General features: G+C 57.9%; 17 protein-coding genes. 8 read left to right on the top strand and 9 right to left on the bottom strand.

The features are described 5' to 3' along the window. Together rfaF and rfaD are read right to left on the bottom strand one after the other, a co-directional pair. Entirely contained in the window at positions 1–1,059 is a 1,059-nt protein-coding gene (rfaF, locus tag KOSB73_RS29830; protein ID WP_004137738.1) for an ADP-heptose--LPS heptosyltransferase RfaF, read from the bottom strand. A gap of 9 nt (positions 1,060–1,068) precedes the next feature. Continuing rightward, positions 1,069–2,001 (bottom strand): ADP-glyceromanno-heptose 6-epimerase, encoded by a 933-nt coding sequence (gene rfaD / locus KOSB73_RS29825; protein WP_024359722.1) that lies wholly within the window; start codon positions 1,999–2,001, stop codon positions 1,069–1,071. 214 nt (positions 2,002–2,215) lie between these two features. Between rfaD and kbl the strand changes: the two genes are divergently transcribed. From kbl to KOSB73_RS29810, 3 genes are all read left to right on the top strand, one after another. Then, positions 2,216–3,409 (top strand): glycine C-acetyltransferase, encoded by a 1,194-nt coding sequence (gene kbl / locus KOSB73_RS29820; protein WP_024359723.1) that lies wholly within the window; start codon positions 2,216–2,218, stop codon positions 3,407–3,409. A gap of 9 nt (positions 3,410–3,418) precedes the next feature. Beyond that, positions 3,419–4,444, top strand: coding sequence for an L-threonine 3-dehydrogenase (gene tdh, locus KOSB73_RS29815; protein WP_004126597.1), 1,026 nt, complete (start codon positions 3,419–3,421; stop codon positions 4,442–4,444). Positions 4,445–4,604: 160 nt separating this feature from the next. Continuing rightward, on the top strand, positions 4,605–5,402 hold the full coding sequence (locus KOSB73_RS29810) for a glycosyltransferase family 2 protein (RefSeq protein ID WP_098141422.1): 798 nt from the start codon (positions 4,605–4,607) through the stop codon (positions 5,400–5,402). On the opposite strand, the gene KOSB73_RS29805 is transcribed toward KOSB73_RS29810, so the two are convergent. The 3 genes from KOSB73_RS29805 to gpmM are packed head-to-tail and all read right to left on the bottom strand — an operon-like array spanning position 5,399 to position 9,160. Next, positions 5,399–6,331 carry a divergent polysaccharide deacetylase family protein gene (locus KOSB73_RS29805; RefSeq protein WP_049130770.1) on the bottom strand — a complete coding sequence of 311 codons (933 nt, stop codon included), beginning with the start codon at positions 6,329–6,331 and terminating at the stop codon, positions 5,399–5,401. The two genes, KOSB73_RS29810 and KOSB73_RS29805, sit on opposite strands and share 4 nt — an antisense overlap. A 3-nt stretch (positions 6,332–6,334) precedes the next feature. Continuing rightward, a complete protein-coding gene (gene envC / locus KOSB73_RS29800; protein WP_049086978.1) occupies positions 6,335–7,606 on the bottom strand; it encodes a murein hydrolase activator EnvC in 1,272 nt (423 codons plus the stop codon). A gap of 9 nt (positions 7,607–7,615) precedes the next feature. After that, positions 7,616–9,160, bottom strand: a complete 1,545-nt coding sequence (gene gpmM, locus KOSB73_RS29795; protein WP_024359727.1) for a 2,3-bisphosphoglycerate-independent phosphoglycerate mutase — start codon at positions 9,158–9,160, stop codon at positions 7,616–7,618. Between the two features lie 245 nt (positions 9,161–9,405). Between gpmM and KOSB73_RS29790 the strand changes: the two genes are divergently transcribed. The 5 genes from KOSB73_RS29790 (at position 9,406) to cysE (ending at position 12,645) form a co-directional block, all read left to right on the top strand. Then, on the top strand, positions 9,406–9,837 hold the full coding sequence (locus tag KOSB73_RS29790; RefSeq protein WP_004126582.1) for a rhodanese-like domain-containing protein: 432 nt from the start codon (positions 9,406–9,408) through the stop codon (positions 9,835–9,837). A 111-nt stretch (positions 9,838–9,948) separates the two neighbouring features. Further along, complete coding sequence (grxC, locus tag KOSB73_RS29785; protein WP_098141420.1) at positions 9,949–10,200, top strand: glutaredoxin 3; 252 nt, start codon at positions 9,949–9,951, stop codon at positions 10,198–10,200. Between the two features lie 59 nt (positions 10,201–10,259). Beyond that, positions 10,260–10,727 (top strand): protein-export chaperone SecB, encoded by a 468-nt coding sequence (gene secB, locus KOSB73_RS29780; protein WP_004106849.1) that lies wholly within the window; start codon positions 10,260–10,262, stop codon positions 10,725–10,727. Further along, positions 10,727–11,743, top strand: a complete 1,017-nt coding sequence (gene gpsA, locus KOSB73_RS29775) for an NAD(P)H-dependent glycerol-3-phosphate dehydrogenase (protein WP_024359728.1) — start codon at positions 10,727–10,729, stop codon at positions 11,741–11,743. The genes secB and gpsA overlap by 1 nt, the downstream gene beginning before the upstream one ends. Positions 11,744–11,823: 80 nt before the next feature. Further along, positions 11,824–12,645 (top strand): serine O-acetyltransferase, encoded by an 822-nt coding sequence (gene cysE, locus KOSB73_RS29770; protein WP_004106845.1) that lies wholly within the window; start codon positions 11,824–11,826, stop codon positions 12,643–12,645. 153 nt (positions 12,646–12,798) lie between these two features. Here the strand turns inward: cysE and trmL are convergent, their stop codons facing one another. The 4 genes from trmL to lldP are packed head-to-tail and all read right to left on the bottom strand — an operon-like array spanning position 12,799 to position 16,976. Beyond that, positions 12,799–13,272: a tRNA (uridine(34)/cytosine(34)/5-carboxymethylaminomethyluridine(34)-2'-O)-methyltransferase TrmL gene (gene trmL, locus KOSB73_RS29765; RefSeq protein WP_004137752.1), complete on the bottom strand. Its 474-nt coding sequence runs from the start codon at positions 13,270–13,272 to the stop codon at positions 12,799–12,801. A gap of 49 nt (positions 13,273–13,321) precedes the next feature. After that, complete coding sequence (gene lldD, locus KOSB73_RS29760; RefSeq protein ID WP_024359729.1) at positions 13,322–14,551, bottom strand: FMN-dependent L-lactate dehydrogenase LldD; 1,230 nt, start codon at positions 14,549–14,551, stop codon at positions 13,322–13,324. After that, positions 14,551–15,324 (bottom strand): transcriptional regulator LldR, encoded by a 774-nt coding sequence (gene lldR, locus KOSB73_RS29755; protein ID WP_004137755.1) that lies wholly within the window; start codon positions 15,322–15,324, stop codon positions 14,551–14,553. Before lldR ends, lldD begins: the two co-directional genes overlap by 1 nt. Next, positions 15,321–16,976, bottom strand: coding sequence for an L-lactate permease (gene lldP / locus KOSB73_RS29750; protein WP_024359730.1), 1,656 nt, complete (start codon positions 16,974–16,976; stop codon positions 15,321–15,323). Before lldP ends, lldR begins: the two co-directional genes overlap by 4 nt. Positions 16,977–17,120 lie beyond the last annotated feature (144 nt).

Raw genomic sequence — 17,120 nt, 5'->3', positions numbered from 1 at the left:
CTAGTCTTCCTCTTGTTCCGTTTTTTCCAGCAACAGGTCGTTTAATTCTTCCAGTACGCGCTGCGGCGTAATGTCGATCAAACTCTGATGATAGCCTTCGGCGGCATCGCCTTTACGCACTTTGTGGTAGCCGCTGATCAGGCGGATCACGCGCGCTTTATGCGACAGCGGGGGAGTAAAGTCCGGGCTGCTGGGCCCGTAGAGCGCCACCAGCGGACGGTCCAGCGCGGCGGCGACGTGCATCAGGCCGGAATCGTTGCTGACCACCGCTTTACAGGCGGCGATCAGAATAACGGCCTGCTCAAGCTGGGTTTCCCCGGCCAGATTGCGGCACCATGCCTGCTGTTCGGTATTAAGCGCGGCGAGGATTTCATTGCCCGCTTCGTGGTCTTTCGCGGAGCCAAACAGCACGATCTGAAAGCCTTCGTCGATCAGCTGTTTCGCCAGCTCGGCGTAGTGATAGTGCGGCCAGCGTTTTGCCGGGCCGAACTCAGCGCCGGGGCAGAAGCCGATGATCGGGCGCTCGGTTGAGAGATTAAACGCGCTACAGGCCTGCGATTTTTCGCCTTCATGCACCTGCAGCTGTGGCCAGAGCAGCGGCTGCGGCAGATCTTTCGCGCAGCGCATCACGCCTTTGTCGTAGGCCAGACCGACGTAGCGTTCGACCATCAGCGGCCAGGCGTCTTTATCCAGCTTGCGGGCATCGTTCAGCAGGCCGTAGCGCATCTCGCCGAGCCAGCCGGTGCGATGCGGTATTCCCGCAAAGAACGGCACGAGGGCCGATTTAAACGAGTTAGGCAGAACGTAAGCGCGGTCGTAGCGACGCTCGCGCAGGCTGTGCCCAAGCTTACGCCGTTCGCCGATTTCCAGCGCGCCGTGACCGAGCGGCATCGGGATTGCTTCGTTGACTTCCGGCATGCGCGAGAGCAGCGGACGGCACCATGCGGGCGCCATCACGTCGATGATCGCCTGGGGATAGCGCGCCCTGAGCGTACGATAAAGACTTTGCGACATCATCATGTCGCCCACCCAAGACGGGCCAATCACCAGTATTTTCATGCTTGCTTCTTACGCGTCGCGGTTCAGCCAGGCCATATATTCCGTTACGCCTTCGGCAACGGTCTTAAACGGTTTATCGTAGCCCGCTGCGCGCAGGTTTGTCAGATCCGCCTGGGTAAACGCCTGATAGCGGCCTTTCAGCTTATCCGGGAACGGAATGTACTCGATGCTGCCTTTCTTGTGGTAAGCCAGCGTTGCGTCTGCGACGGCCTGGAAAGACTCCGCGCGGCCGGTGCCGAGGTTGAAGATGCCGGAAACGCCGTTTTCCCAGAACCACAGGTTCACCGCCGCGACGTCGCCGACGTAGACGAAGTCGCGCTTGAAGCCATCGCTGCCTTCAAACAATTTCGGACTTTCGCCATTATTCAGCTGAGTATTCAGATGGAAAGCGACGCTGGCCATGCTGCCTTTATGGCCTTCGCGCGGCCCGTAGACGTTGAAATAGCGGAAGCCGACGATCTGCGAGTTCGCTTCCGGCAGGATCTGACGGACGTATTCATCAAACAGAAACTTGGAGTAGCCGTAAACGTTGAGCGGCTGTTCGTATTCGCGGGATTCAATAAAGTCGCTGGTGCGGCCGCCGTAGGTCGCCGCGGAAGAGGCGTACAGGAACGGAATTTCACGCTCCAGGCAGTAGTGAAGCACCTCTTTAGAGTACTGATAGTTGTTATCCATCATGTACTTGCCGTCCCACTCCGTGGTGGAAGAGCAGGCGCCTTCATGGAAAATAGCGTCGATATCGCCGAACTCTTCGCCCGCCATAATCTGGATCAGAAAGTCTTCTTTATCCATGTAGTCGGCAATGTTCAAATCCACCAGATTGATGAATTTGGTGCCGTCTTTCAGATTATCTACGACCAGAATGTCGGTAATGCCCTGGTCATTCAGCGCTTTAACGATATTGCTGCCGATAAAGCCTGCGCCGCCGGTAACGATGATCATAACTGTAACCTTTGAAGTGGGTAGTCCAGAGACAATCCGGACATGAATACTCCTATCATATCACTACATCGAAAAGGCTTCAGCCATTCGCCGATAAGGTGGAGAGGGACTCGTGATTTATGCTGCAAATAATTCATGCAGTAATGCATCATCTCGTATCAGCGTATAGCTTTAGGTAATATGTGCCAAATTTTGCCGAATCTGGAGAGTTGCAATGCGTGGTGATTTCTACAAACAGTTAACCAATGACCTGGATACCGCGCGCGCGGAAGGGTTGTTTAAAGAAGAACGGATTATTACTTCGGCGCAGCAGGCGGATATCACCGTCGGCGGAAGCCAGGTGATTAACTTCTGCGCCAATAACTATCTCGGCCTCGCGAACCACCCGGAACTGATTGCCGCCGCGAAAAGCGGCATGGATAGCCACGGCTTCGGTATGGCCTCCGTGCGTTTTATCTGCGGGACCCAGGACAGCCATAAAGCGCTTGAGAAGAAGCTGGCCGATTTTCTCGGTATGGAAGATGCGATTCTCTACTCCTCCTGCTTTGATGCTAACGGCGGCCTGTTTGAAACCCTGCTCGGCGCGGAAGATGCGATTATCTCCGATGCCCTGAACCACGCGTCGATCATCGACGGCGTGCGCCTGTGTAAAGCGAAGCGCTTCCGCTACGCCAACAACGATATGGTGGAGCTGGAAGCCCGTCTGAAAGAGGCGCGCGACGCCGGCGCGCGTCACGTGCTGATCGCCACCGACGGCGTGTTCTCAATGGACGGGGTGATCGCCAACCTGAAGGGCGTTTGCGATCTGGCGGACAAATACGACGCGCTGGTGATGGTTGATGATTCTCACGCCGTGGGTTTTGTGGGTGAAAACGGCCGCGGTTCCCATGAGTACTGCGACGTGATGGGCCGCGTCGATATTATCACCGGTACGTTGGGTAAAGCGCTGGGCGGCGCGTCAGGCGGCTATACCGCCGCGCGTAAAGAAGTTGTCGAGTGGCTGCGCCAGCGCTCGCGTCCGTATCTGTTCTCCAACTCGCTGGCGCCGGCTATCGTCGCGGCTTCCATCAAAGTGCTGGAAATGGTGGAAGCGGGCAGCGAACTGCGCGATCGCCTGTGGTCTAACGCCCGTCTGTTCCGTGAAAAAATGACCGCGGCAGGGTTTATCCTCGCGGGCGCCGATCACGCCATTATCCCGGTGATGCTCGGTGAGGCCACCGTGGCGCAGGAATTTGCGCGCGAGCTGCAAAAAGAAGGGATTTACGTCACTGGATTCTTCTATCCGGTGGTACCTAAAGGCCAGGCGCGTATTCGTACCCAGATGTCTGCGGCGCATACCCCTGAACAAATTGAACGTGCGGTGGAAGCCTTTACCCGCATCGGTAAACAACTGGGCGTCATTGCCTGAGGGTGTGAGATGAAAGCGTTATCCAAACTGAAGGCGGAAGAAGGCATCTGGATGACCGACGTGCCGGAACCGGAAGTCGGCCATAACGATTTGCTGATTAAAATTCGCAAGACCGCGATTTGCGGTACCGACGTGCACATCTACAACTGGGATGAGTGGTCGCAAAAGACCATTCCGGTGCCGATGGTGGTGGGCCATGAATACGTCGGCGAAGTGGTGGGCATCGGTCAGGAGGTTCGCGGCTTTAAGCTTGGCGATCGCGTTTCCGGCGAAGGGCATATCACCTGCGGCCACTGCCGTAACTGCCGCGCCGGGCGTACGCACCTGTGCCGCAATACCACGGGCGTCGGCGTCAACCGTCCGGGCTGCTTTGCCGAATATCTGGTGATCCCGGCGTTTAACGCTTTTAAAATTCCGGACAATATCTCCGACGATCTGGCGTCGATTTTCGACCCGTTTGGCAACGCCGTGCATACCGCGCTTTCATTCGATCTCGTCGGCGAGGACGTGCTGGTTTCCGGCGCTGGCCCGATCGGCGTGATGGCCGCCGCGGTAGCGAAACACGTTGGCGCGCGCAACGTCGTGATTACCGACGTTAATGAATATCGTCTGGAGCTGGCGCGCAAAATGGGCGTCACCCGGGCGGTAAACGTTTCTAAAGAGAACCTTAACGATGTGATGGCCGAACTGGGCATGACCGAAGGTTTCGACGTGGGTCTGGAGATGTCCGGCGCGCCGCCGGCGTTTCGCACCATGCTCGATACCATGAACCACGGCGGGCGCATCGCCATGCTGGGGATTCCGCCGTCGGATATGTCTATCGACTGGACCAAGGTGATTTTCAAGGGGCTGTTTATCAAAGGGATTTATGGTCGCGAAATGTTCGAAACCTGGTACAAGATGGCCGCGCTCATCCAGTCCGGTCTCGATCTGTCGCCGATCATCACTCACCGCTTTGGTATCGATGATTTCCAGCAGGGCTTTGACGCGATGCGTTCCGGTCAGTCTGGCAAAGTCATTCTCAGCTGGGATTAATTCCCGCTAGTTTGCATTTTAAAAAAGCGCCTGCGGGCGCTTTTTTGAGAGTTGTCCTACATTTTTGTAATACTTAATCCACTCCGCACTTTTTCTAAATCGCTTTCTCGCCTATTCGTTTATACAGTCAGTTTAACCATGGTTTAACCCTACAAAGATTATGATTAAACTTTCTGTATGCTTATTGACCTGTAATTCATCCCGCTTATTACGGGAGGTATTACCACCTTTGCTTAAGGTGGCCGATGAATTTATCGTCATCGACTCAGGCAGCACGGACGCCACGCTGCAGATTTGCCAACAGTTCGGTCTCACCGTTCACTATCATGCTTATACCACTCACGGCACGCAGATGAACTACGCGACCTCCCTCGCCAGCCACGACTGGGTGCTGTGTATGGACAGCGATGAGATCCTTGATGACGAGGTGGCGGCGGCTATTCTGGCGCTGAAGGCGGGGGATGAGCCCGATCCAACCTGCGCATGGCGTCTGCCGCGCCACTGGTTCGTGCTGGGTGAAGAGGTGCGAACTATTTATCCGGTATCCTCGCCAGATTTCCCGGTTCGTTTGTATAACCGTTCTGTCGCCCGGTTCAACGAGCGTCCGGTAGACGATCAGGTTGTCGGTTTTACGCACTCGGCCAGGCTACCGGGATTCGTGCGCCACGACACCTTCTACTCCCTGCATGAAGTGTTTAATAAGCTCAATAGCTACACCACGCGGCTGGTTAAATATCAGAAGATCAGGCCGTCTCTTGCACGCGGAGCGATCAGCGCGATTGGCGCTTTCTTTAAGTGGTATCTGTTTAGCGGAGCGTGGCGAAAGGGCAAGGTCGGCGTGGTCACCGGGCTTTACGCGACCTTTTACAGCTTTCTTAAATACTTTAAAGCCTGGTATGCCCATCAGGACAAGGCGGAATCCGCGGCGGATAAGCACACGGATTCCCGGACGATTTAGTTGGTGGGCTGATCCCAGCCCTGCCACTTCAGCTGGTAATACTGCAGCAGCGTACTCTGGGCGATGCTTTCGCTCAGAATGGTAAAGAAGCGGCTGGCGTTGACTGGCTCCGGCGGACGCTTAGATTTGCACTGCTTCACGCCCCGGAATGGATTGCGCGGCGGCTTAACCGGCGGCGCGGCATTCGGCGTGGAGGTATCCACCTGCGGCTCGTTGAGCAGGCTGCTCGGACGCACCAGAGTGATATCCGGCGGCAGGTTATACACCATCTGCTGCAGCACGCGCACCGTCGTCGGGTGCGGGTGGCCGATAGCAATGGCGGAACCGTTGCGCCGCGCCAAAGCGATAGCGCGGTTGAACTGATAGCGGATATCCGCTTCGTTTTGGGTATCGTCGAGGAAAACCTTACGCTTAATCACCTTCACGCCGGTGCCCTGCGCCGCGCGCATGGCCTGGGTATTGCCGATGGTGACGCTATCGAGGAAGTAGAGATTGTAGCGCTCGAGCGCCTGCATCACCTTCTGCATGCCGAAGAGGTTCGACGTCATCGCGCTGCCCATATGGTTATTCAGCCCCACGGCGTACGGGACCTTGCCGTAGGCTTCGCGGATGATGCGCTCTATCTCGCTGCTGTTCATATCCGGACGGAGGGTATCTTTTTCCAGCGGCTGTTTGCTGAGCGGCGCCATCGGCAGGTGGATGAGCACCTCGTGGCCGAGATTATGCGCTTTGGTCGCCATTTCGCGGGCGTGGGGCGCATTAGGGAGTACGGCAACGGAGATCGTCGCCGGCAGCGCCAGCACCTGATTTTCCGTTTGTGGACGATAGCCAAAGTCGTCGATAACAATGGAGAGTTTGCCGGCAAATACCGGCGACGCCATAACCAGCGTACCGGTTATGGCGAGTGCGATTCTGCGAAATTGAAGCAAAACTTATCTTCCCAACCACGGCTGTGGATTGACCGCCTGACCCTGGCGGCGAATTTCGAAATAGAGCGACGGACGGCCCTGACCGCCGCTGCTGCCTACGAGAGCGATCGGCTGGCCCGCCCGGACCTGAGTGCCGACGCTGACCAGCGCGCTTTGGTTATAGCCGTAAAGACTCATGTCGCCTTTGCCGTGTTCAACGACCACCACCAGGCCATAGCCCTGCAGCCAGTCGGCGAGAATAACCCGACCATCGGCAACGGCTTTGACCTCGGTGCCTTCAGACGCAGCGATAACCATCCCCTTCCAACGTAGCTCACCCTGCAGCTGTTCGCCATAACGATGGAGAATTGAGCCGCGAACCGGCCAGAATGCCTGGCCGCGCGGTGAGCCAAGCCCGCCGGTGCGGGACATCAGCGAGCGTTCGCTTTCGGTAGGTTTGTAGGTGGTGCCTTTACGCGAGGCTTCCTGCTGGCGATCGCGCACATCCTGCGCTTCGCGGGCTTCGCGATCCGCCCGCGCTTTGGCCGCCGCCGCCGCCTGGGCGATACGACCGCGCAGGCGCGATTCGTTAGCCCGCATTTCGCTGAGCTGCTGCTGACCTTGCTGAATGGAGGATTCCAGGCTGGCGAGGGTCTTTTTACGCTCGTTGCGCGCCTGCTCCAGCTTGCTCTGCTGGGCGCGCTGTTCGTAAACCAGGGTTTGCTGCTGGCTCTGTTTCTCTTCCAGCATGCTTTTTTGCACCGCTACGTCTTCGCGGGTCTTCTTAAGCTCGGCAATGGTTTCCTGGCGCGCCTGGTTCAGATAGCCGAAGTAGGCCTGCATGCGCTGGTTACGCTGCCCCTCTTCGCCGCTAAGGATCATCTGGATGCCGGTATGCGGCCCCTGACGAAACGCGGCATCGAGCTGCGCGGAAAGATTACGCTCCTGCGAGGCGCGCTGACGCTCCAGCTTCGCAAGGGCGGCGTTCATTTCATCGATCTGCTTATTTAGCTGATTCAGTGTTTCCTGGGTTTCACGCAGCTTGCGCGCGGCGGCGGAGATGGCCTCCTCCTGCGCTTTAAGCTGAGCGACCAGGGAAGCGCGCTGCTGCTGCTGCTGCTTAATCGCCCTCTGTTTAGCGGCGATATCGGCCTGAATGGATTTAAGCTGGTCGCGGTCGTCGGCGTGAGCAGATGCGGCGCACAGCAATACGCCAGCGCTAAGCGCGCTGGCGTAAAGGACGGATCGAACTGCCGTTGCGATCCATGTAGTTGAATAAGTCGCCTTTCCCCTCATGGGGAAGGATTATTCCACGATGAACAGCGGCTTGCCAGTCATCTCTTGCGGGATTTCCATTCCCATCAGCGTCAGCATGGTCGGCGCGATGTCGGAAAGTTTGCCGCCGTTAACCGCTTTGACGTTTTTATCGCCAACGTAAATCAGCGGAACCGGCAGGTTGGTGTGCGCGGTGTGTGCCTGACCGGTGGCCGGGTCGCGCATCTGCTCGGCGTTGCCGTGGTCTGCGGTGATCAGCAGCTGTCCGCCAACGGATTCAACGGCTTTGCTAACCTGGTCGATGCAGTGATCCAGCGCTTCCACCGCTTTAACGGCGGCTTCCATCACCCCGGTATGACCAACCATATCGCCGTTCGGGTAGTTACAGATAATGGTGTCGAACTGACCGCCCTTGATGGCGGCAACCAGTTTTTCGGTCAGCTCGGCGGAGCTCATTTCCGGCTGCAGATCGTAGGTCGCGACCTTCGGCGAGTTGATCAGAATGCGCTCTTCGCCTTTGAACGGCTCTTCAACGCCGCCGTTGAAGAAGAAGGTGACGTGAGCGTATTTTTCGGTTTCGGAGATGCGCAGCTGGGTTTTGTCGTTCTTCGCCATCCATTCGCCGAAAGTATTGGTCAGAGACGCCGGCGGATAAGCACAGGCGACTTTAATGTCGGCGGCGTATTCGGTCAGCATGATGAAATCGAGATTCACCACTTTCTTACGGGCGAAGCCGTCGAAATCGGCGTTAACGAAGGCGCGGGTAATTTCGCGGGCGCGGTCGGCGCGGAAGTTCATGAAAATCAGCGCATCGCCGTCTTCCATCGCCGCATCGGCCTGGCCTGCGGCGCGAATAACGGTCGCTTTCACAAACTCATCGTTCTCATCGCGCGCATAAGCGGCCTGCAGGCCCGCAACGGCGGTATCGGCCTGGAACTCGCCTTTTGCCAGGGTCATCAGATCGTAAGCCTGCTCAACGCGATCCCAACGGTTGTCGCGGTCCATGGCGTAGTAGCGGCCAATGATCGAGGCGACGCGGCCTTTCCCCAGCGCGGCAAATTTGTCTTCGAATTTCGCCAGCGTTTTTTCAGCGCTGCGCGGCGGGGTATCGCGGCCGTCAAGGAAGGCGTGCAGATAAATTTTATCCGCGCCGCGCTCGGCTGCCAGTTCAACCATCGCCATGATGTGGTCTTCGTGGCTGTGGACGCCGCCCGGCGACATCAGGCCCATGATATGCACGGCTTTGCCCGCGGCGACGGCTTTATCGACCGCGCCGGTCAGTACCGGGTTGGCGAAGAAGGTGCGTTCTTTGATTTCAACGTCCAGGCGGGTCAGATCCTGGTACACGATGCGGCCCGCGCCGAGGTTGACGTGGCCCACTTCAGAGTTGCCCATTTGACGATCCGGCAGACCGACTTCCAGGCCTGAAGCATCGATCAGAGTGTGCGGACGTTTCGCCCACAGTGCGTCCATAACAGGGGTTTTGGCGCTATAAATAGCGTTATCCTGCTGGTCTTCACGGTAGCCATAGCCATCCAGAATCACCAGTACCATAGGTTTTTTAGAAACCGACATTGCGACAACCTCATGCTCAAAGACAGAAAATTTGCGTAATTTTACTACAGCTGAATCGATCAAATCACCGTAAAAGATCAAAGAAAGAGGGCGGCCAGAGCGCATCGCTGCGGCGAGAGCGGTTTTTTTTCGTGACGGGCCGCAGAAAATACATTACATCGCGCTCACTGGCTGTATTTGCCGCAATGCACAGGTATACTCCTTCCCTGGTTTTTTTATCACTTAGTCGGGAGTTGTAACCCCCCATGCAAGAAATTATGCAATTCATCAGCCGTCACCCCGTCCTGAGCATCGCGTGGGTCGCGCTGCTGGTGGCAGTGCTGTTCACCACCTTTAAAGGGCTGATGTCGAAAGTTAAAGTCATTACCCGTGGTGAAGCGACGCGCCTGATCAACAAAGAAGATGCCGTGGTTGTCGACCTGCGTCAGCGTGACGATTTCCGTAAAGGCCACATTGCGGGTTCTATTAACCTGCTGCCGAGCGATATCAAAGCAAATAACGTCGGCGAGTTGGAAAAGCACAAAGCACAACCCATTATAGTAGTAGACGGCTCAGGTATGCAGGCGCAAGAACCCGCCAGCGCGCTGAACAAAGCCGGCTTTGAAAAGGTCTTCGTACTGAAAGAGGGCATCGCTGGCTGGAGCGGCGAGAACCTTCCGCTGGTACGCGGTAAATAATTTACCCGCGTCTTTATGGCGTAGCGCGGTTTCCCCTGCGGCGGCTATTCGCCAGCGGGAAAACAGCGACTGCGGCGTGAAACTCTCGGGGGTAAAAACAGGAGTGAAGTCATGGCCAATATTGATATCTATACCAAAGCGACCTGCCCGTTCTGCGTACGTGCAAAAGCGCTGCTGAACAGCAAGGGCGTGACGTTCAACGAGTTGCCTATCGATGGCGATGCTGCGAAGCGTGAAGAGATGATTCAGCGCAGCGGTCGGGCGACGGTTCCGCAGATTTTTATTGATGCGCAGCACATTGGCGGCTGTGACGACTTGTATGCGCTTGATTCACGTGGTGGACTCGATCCCCTCCTGCGCTAATTTTTGCGCTCATCCCCATTGGACGGGCGTACTTAAGGACAACACGAAAGGGTTTTACTATGTCAGAACAAAACAGCACCGAAATGACTTTCCAGATTCAGCGCATCTACACCAAAGATATCTCTTTTGAAGCGCCGAACGCGCCGCAAGTTTTCCAGAAAGATTGGCAGCCGGAAGTTAAACTTGATCTGGATACGGCTTCCAGCCAGCTGGCTGAAGGCGTGTATGAAGTGGTGCTGCGCGTAACCGTAACCGCCTCGCTGGGCGAAGAAACCGCATTCCTGTGTGAAGTTCAGCAGGGCGGTATTTTCTCCATCGAAGGCATCGACGGTACCCAGATGGCGCACTGCCTCGGCGCATACTGCCCGAACATTCTGTTCCCGTACGCGCGTGAGTGCATCACCAGCCTGGTTTCTCGCGGTACCTTCCCGCAACTGAACCTTGCGCCAGTGAACTTCGATGCGCTGTTTATGAACTATCTGCAGCAGCAGGCTGGCGAAGGTGCTGAACAACATCAGGATGCCTGATGAACGCGCTTAACGCTGCAATGACTGTGATCGGTGCCGGCTCTTACGGCACCGCTCTTGCCATCACCCTGGCAAGAAATGGCCACGAGGTTGTCCTCTGGGGCCATGACCCGAAACATATCGCGACGCTGCAGAACGATCGCTGCAACGCTGCGTTCCTTCCCGATGTTCCATTCCCGGATACGCTGCACCTTGAGAGCGACCTGGCAACGGCGCTTGCCGCCAGCCGCGATATTCTCGTGGTGGTGCCCAGTCACGTCTTCGGGCAGGTTCTGCGCCAGATTAAGCCGCTGATGCGCCCCGACGCGCGTCTGGTATGGGCGACAAAAGGTCTGGAAGCCGAAACCGGACGCCTGCTGCAGGACGTGGCGCGTGAAGCGCTGGGCGAGGCTATTCCGCTGGCGGTGATTTCCGGCCCAACCTTCGCCAAAGAGCTGGCGGCAGGCCTGCCGACCGCGATCTCGCTGGCGTCTACGGACCCGCAGTTCGCTGACGATTTGCAAAGCCTGCTGCACTGCGGCAAGAGCTTCCGCGTCTATATCAACCCGGACTTTATCGGCGTGCAGCTCGGCGGCGCGGTGAAAAACGTCATCGCTATCGGCGCTGGCATGTCTGACGGCATCGGCTTTGGCGCCAACGCGCGTACCGCGCTGATTACCCGCGGGCTGGTTGAGATGTCCCGCCTCGGGGAGGCGCTGGGTGCCGATCCGGAGACCTTTATGGGGATGGCGGGCTTAGGCGATCTGGTACTGACCTGCACCGATAACCAGTCGCGTAACCGCCGCTTCGGCATGATGCTCGGTCAGGGCATGGACGTGCAAAGCGCGCAGGAGAAGATTGGCCAGGTGGTTGAAGGCTACCGCAATACCAAAGAGGTTCGCGTTCTCGCGCAGCGTTTAGGCGTCGAAATGCCAATAACCGAGGAAATTTATCAGGTATTGTATTGCGGAAAAATTGCGCGCGAGGCAGCATTGACCTTATTAGGTCGTGCACGCAAGGACGAGCGTAGCAACTAACTGCGATGGAACCTGGATCACCTGAATGACCCGGCCAGCAAAGAACTGGCCGGTCATTATTATATCGTCTGGAGTCAGCAATGCCGTGTGAAGAACTGGATATCGTCTGGAATAATATTAAAGCTGAAGCTCGGGCTTTAGCTGACTGTGAGCCAATGCTCGCCAGTTTTTACCACGCCACGCTACTCAAGCACGAAAATCTCGGCAGCGCCCTGAGCTATATGCTGGCTAACAAGCTCGCCTCTCCGATCATGCCCGCCATCGCGATTCGTGAAGTGGTGGAAGAGGCCTACGCCGCCGACCCGGAAATGATCGCCTCCGCCGCCTGCGATATTCAGGCGGTGCGTACCCGCGACCCGGCGGTGGACAAATATTCGACGCCGCTGCTCTATCTGAAAGGGTTCCACGCGCTGCAGGCCTATCGTATCGGCCACTGGCTGTGGAATCAGGGGCGTCGGGCGCTGGCAATCTTCCTGCAGAATCAAGTGTCCGTATCGTTCCAGGTGGATATCCACCCGGCGGCGAAGATTGGTCGCGGGATCATGCTGGACCACGCCACCGGCATTGTGGTCGGCGAAACGGCGGTGATTGAAGACGATGTGTCGATTCTGCAATCCGTGACCCTTGGCGGTACCGGTAAAACCAGCGGCGATCGTCATCCGAAAATTCGCGAAGGCGTGATGATTGGCGCCGGGGCGAAGATCCTCGGCAATATCGAAGTCGGACGCGGGGCTAAAATCGGCGCGGGTTCGGTGGTGTTACAGCCGGTGCCGCCGCATACCACCGCCGCAGGCGTTCCCGCCCGCATCGTGGGTAAGCCGGAGAGCGATAAGCCCGCGATGGATATGGATCAGCACTTTAACGGCATACACCATACCTTCGAGTACGGCGACGGTATCTGATTGATTTCCCGGAGGCGATGCTGCGCATCTATCCGGGCTACAAAACCGAGCGCTGTCTGGTAGCCCGGACAGGCGCTACGCGCCGCCTCCGGGAGAAAGCTAGCATTTAGCCCGGATAAGGCGCTACGCGCCGCCATCCGGGAAGAGCGCAGGCTAGCTGCGCAGTACCGCGCCGGGATATCCCAGCTGGCGCCAGGCTTCATACACCACCACCGACACCGCGTTCGACAGGTTCATGCTGCGGCTGTCCGGCATCATTGGAATACGAATTTTTTGCTCTGGCGGCAGGGCATCGAGAATGCAGGCTGGCAGGCCGCGGGTTTCCGGGCCAAACAGCAGAAAATCGCCATCCTGATAGCTCACCGCGCTATGCGCCGGGGTACCTTTGGTGGTCAGGGCGAACAGACGCTGCGGCTTTGCGCTTTCAATAAAAGCGGCGTAATCACGATGGCGCTGGACGGCGGCGAACTCATGGTAATCCAGCCCGGCGCGGCGAAGACGCTTGTCGTCCCAGGCAAAACCCATGGGTTCGATAATATGCAGATTGAAGCCGGTGTTAGCGCACAGGCGGATGATATTCCCGGTATTTGGCGGGATTTCTGGTTCGAATAAGACGATGTTCAGCATACTGCCCCCTTAATTGCGGGGGGCAGAATAGCAGATATTTGGTCAACCCTCACCCCGCCTGCCGGACGGTTCCCTCTCCCTGGGGAAGAGGGGTCACTGCCGGGTTTCCTGCTGCGATCGTATCAAAGGTCCGTAGCGCATCGGCGTTCTGGACTAAAGATTCACGGCTGATTTCGCCGATGGTTTTCGCGCCGGTCAGCGTCATCGCCACCTTCATCTCTTTCTCGATCAGGTTCAGCAGATTGGCGACCCCCTGCTTGCCGTGGGTGGCGAGCGCATACAGATAAGCGCGGCCCAGCAGCACGCTGTCGGCGCCGAGGGCGATCATACGTACGACATCGAGACCGTTGCGGATGCCGCTATCGGCGAGGATGGTAATGTCGCCTTTAACCGCATCGGCAATCGCGGGCAGGGCGCGGGCGGAAGAGAGCACGCCATCAAGCTGGCGGCCGCCGTGGTTGGAAACCACGATCCCGTCTGCGCCGAAGCGTACCGCGTCGCGGGCGTCCTCCGGATCGAGGATCCCCTTGATCACCATCGGGCCATCCCAGAAATCGCGGATCCACTCAAGGTCTTTCCAGGAAATCGATGGGTCGAAGTTATTCGCCAGCCAGCCGATGTAATCTTCCAGGCCGGTCGGTTTGCCGAGGTAGGCGGAGATATTGCCCAAATCGTGCGGACGGCCGTTTAATCCGACGTCCCATGCCCACTGCGGATGGGTCACCGCCTGCCAGTAGCGGCGCATTGCCGCATTCGGGCCGCTCATCCCGGAGTGAGCGTCGCGATAGCGCGCGCCGGGGGTCGGCATATCGACGGTAAAGACCAGCGTTGAACAGCCCGCCGCCTTCGCCCGCTCCAGCGCATTGCGCATAAAACCGCGGTCGCGCAGGACGTACAGCTGGAACCACATCGGGCGCTTAATGGTCGGGGCGACCTCTTCAATCGGGCAGACGGAAACGGTAGAGAGGGTGAATGGAATGCCTTTCTCATCCGCCGCGCCTGCCGCCTGCACTTCACCGCGGCGCGCGTACATTCCGCACAGCCCAACCGGCGCCAGCGCCGTCGGCATCGCCAGCTTCTCGTTGAATAAGGTGGTTTCCAGGCTCAGGTCTGACATATTGCGCAGAATACGCTGGCGGAGCGCGACGTCGGAGAGGTCTTCAACGTTGCGACGCAGGGTGTGCTCGGCGTAAGCGCCGCCGTCGATATAGTGGAACAGGAACGGTGGCAGGATACGCTGTGCGGCGGCGCGGTAGTCGCTGGCGGCGGAAATAATCATCACAAGTTCTCCCTGGTATTTTCGTTATGGTCACCGGGCAGGCGGGTAATTCGCGCCTGGCGGGCCTGGTCTTCATCAAAACGTTTGATCGTGGCGTGAACGAAGGCCAAATGGGCCATCATCGCCTGTCTGGCGCCTTCCGGGTCACCGGCGATAATCGCCTCCATGACCGCCTGGTGCTGTTCGGTCAGGCGAGCGAATACCGGCGGGACGAGATACATCCGCTGGCGGCTCTCCTTGACTGAGGACTGTAAGAGGTCGAAAAAACCGCGCATGGTTTGCAGCAGCACTACGTTGTGCGAGGCTTCGGCAATCGCCAGGTGGAAGCGGACGTCGGCCTGCGAAGCCAGGTCAGGGTCTTCGCTTTGAGTGGCTTCAAAGCAGAGGCGGATTTTCTCTTTTTCAGCATCGGTTGCCCGCATCGCCGCATGCCAGGCGGTACTGGCTTCAATGGCGTGACGGGCTTCAAGGATATCAAAACTGTAATCGGGGTCGTCGGAGAGCAGCGTCTTCAGCGGCTGGACGATGTTTTGCTCCGACCACGCTTCATGCTGCCAGCGCACGAAGGTGCCGCCGCCGCGACGGCTGAGCAGCACGCCTTCGTTGACTAACATCGCCAGCGCTTCGCGCAGCGAATTGCGCGATACGCCCAGCTGCGCCGCCAGCTGACGTTCGGCGGGCAATCGCATGCCCGCCTCCAGCTTTTGTTCTTCAATCAGCGCCCGCACGCGACGGGCTACATCGTCGGCAAGGCGTTTTGGCATCACTATCACGGGATCATCCAGGTTAAGACGTAGGCCTGCAGGGTAGTGATCACGCCGACCATGCAGGTGAAAATCAGACTATGTTTCACGGTAAAGCGGAACAGGTCCGACTCTTTCCCCACCAGACCGACCGCCGCACAGGCGATGGCGATAGACTGCGGGGAGATCATTTTCCCGGTCACGCCGCCGGTGGTGTTGGCGGCGACCAGCAGGATATCGGAGACGCCAATCTGCTGGGCCGCCGTCGCCTGCAGCGCGGCAAACAGCGCGTTCGACGAGGTATCCGAACCGGTCAGGAATACCCCCAGCCAGCCGAGGAACGGCGAGAAGAAGGTAAACGCGTGCCCGGTATGCGCCAGCGCAAGGGCCAGCGTTGAGGAGAGACCGGAATAGTTAGAAATAAAGGCGAACGCCAGCACCATGCCGATGGAGTAAATCGGCAGCGCCAGTTCTTTCAGCGTGCTGCCGAAGGTTGAGATCGCGTCCTTCGGCTTCATGCGCAGCCAGACGATGGAAAGCAGCGCGGCGAACAGGATGGCGGTGCCGGTGGCGGAGAGCCAGTCAAACTTATAGACCGCGGCGTAAGGCGTCGCTTCGTTGACCACCGGCGGCATGCGGGCCACCATTTTGTCGAGGAACGGCACGGAAATATTAATCACAAAATCGTACATCGCGCCGCCCGGGGCGAACAGCGCTTTGAACGGCGGCACGCTCCACAGGGTCACGGTTGCGGTCAGAAACAGGAACGGCGACCAGGCGCGAATCACCTGTCCCGGCGTGTAGCGGGTGCGCGCCAGGTTCATATCGACCTGCGATGCGCCCATATCGCCGAAGCGGAAGATGCGAACCGGCTGCCAGCGTTTGAGGAACAGCGTCAGGCAGACCAGCGATACCAGTGAAGAGATAATGTCCGGCAGCTCCGGGCCGAGGAAGTTTGAGCTGAGATACTGAGCAATCGCAAAGGAGCCGCCGGCGACCATGACCGCGGGCCAGGTCTCTTTAATGCCGCGCCAGCCGTCCATAATTGCCATGATCCAGAACAGCACGATGATGGTCAGGAACGGCAGCTGGCGGCCAACCATCTGGCCGATTTCGAAGCTGTCGAGGCCCGTCACCTGTCCGGCGACCAGAATGGGAATGCCCATCGCGCCAAACGCGACCGGCGCGGTGTTGACGATCAGGCACAGACCCGCCGCATACAGCGGGTTAAAGCCGAGACCCACCAGCAGCGCCGCGGTAATGGCGACCGGCGCGCCAAAACCCGCAGCCCCTTCGAGGAACGCGCCGAAGGAGAAACCGACGATCAGCATTTGCAGACGCTGGTCCGGGGTAATCGACAAAATCGATGAGCGGATAATGTCGAACTGCCCGGTTTTCACCGAGATTTTATAGACGAAGACCGCGGCGATAATAATCCACGCGATTGGCCACAGGCCGTAGAAGAAGCCGTAGACGACGGAGGCCAGCGCGTGGTCGACCGGCATTTTGTAGAACAGCAGGGCGACGGAGAGCGCAATGACCACGGTCCAGGTCGCGGCGACGTACCCTTTCAGCTTGAGCTTAATCAGGGCAAAGAAGAAAAACAGAATCGGTAGCGATGCGATAAGACTCGATAGCCAGATATTGCCGGCCGGATCGTAATTTTGTTGCCAGAGGTTCATGCAGGTCTCCATCGGGCCGTCATGATGGCGTGCTGAGTCTTACGCTCTTAGCAGGTCACATCATTTGTAAAATTGGCCCAGCCAAATTGCGATTGTAGGATTAACGACAACGAATGGTTAATCAAATGTTATTGATGAGCAATA

Origin of the sequence: Klebsiella grimontii (genome assembly GCF_900200035.1) — a bacterium.
GTDB lineage: Bacteria > Pseudomonadota > Gammaproteobacteria > Enterobacterales > Enterobacteriaceae > Klebsiella > Klebsiella grimontii.
The sequence above is the reverse complement of the archived record's forward strand: the minus strand, read 5'-3'. Positions and strand labels throughout refer to the sequence as shown.

Bases quoted from the DNA above. Each gene is read 5' to 3' on its own strand.
- rfaF (WP_004137738.1), bottom strand. From the start codon at position 1,059: ATGAAAATACTGGTGATTGGCCCGTCTTGGGTGGGCGACATGATGATG.
- rfaD (WP_024359722.1), bottom strand. From the start codon at position 2,001: ATGATCATCGTTACCGGCGGCGCAGGCTTTATCGGCAGCAATATCGTT.
- kbl (WP_024359723.1), top strand. From the start codon at position 2,216: ATGCGTGGTGATTTCTACAAACAGTTAACCAATGACCTGGATACCGCG.
- tdh (WP_004126597.1), top strand. From the start codon at position 3,419: ATGAAAGCGTTATCCAAACTGAAGGCGGAAGAAGGCATCTGGATGACC.
- KOSB73_RS29810 (WP_098141422.1), top strand. From the start codon at position 4,605: ATGATTAAACTTTCTGTATGCTTATTGACCTGTAATTCATCCCGCTTA.
- envC (WP_049086978.1), bottom strand. From the start codon at position 7,606: ATGAGGGGAAAGGCGACTTATTCAACTACATGGATCGCAACGGCAGTT.
- gpmM (WP_024359727.1), bottom strand. From the start codon at position 9,160: ATGTCGGTTTCTAAAAAACCTATGGTACTGGTGATTCTGGATGGCTAT.
- KOSB73_RS29790 (WP_004126582.1), top strand. From the start codon at position 9,406: ATGCAAGAAATTATGCAATTCATCAGCCGTCACCCCGTCCTGAGCATC.
- grxC (WP_098141420.1), top strand. From the start codon at position 9,949: ATGGCCAATATTGATATCTATACCAAAGCGACCTGCCCGTTCTGCGTA.
- secB (WP_004106849.1), top strand. From the start codon at position 10,260: ATGTCAGAACAAAACAGCACCGAAATGACTTTCCAGATTCAGCGCATC.
- gpsA (WP_024359728.1), top strand. From the start codon at position 10,727: ATGAACGCGCTTAACGCTGCAATGACTGTGATCGGTGCCGGCTCTTAC.
- cysE (WP_004106845.1), top strand. From the start codon at position 11,824: ATGCCGTGTGAAGAACTGGATATCGTCTGGAATAATATTAAAGCTGAA.
- trmL (WP_004137752.1), bottom strand. From the start codon at position 13,272: ATGCTGAACATCGTCTTATTCGAACCAGAAATCCCGCCAAATACCGGG.
- lldD (WP_024359729.1), bottom strand. From the start codon at position 14,551: ATGATTATTTCCGCCGCCAGCGACTACCGCGCCGCCGCACAGCGTATC.
- lldP (WP_024359730.1), bottom strand. From the start codon at position 16,976: ATGAACCTCTGGCAACAAAATTACGATCCGGCCGGCAATATCTGGCTA.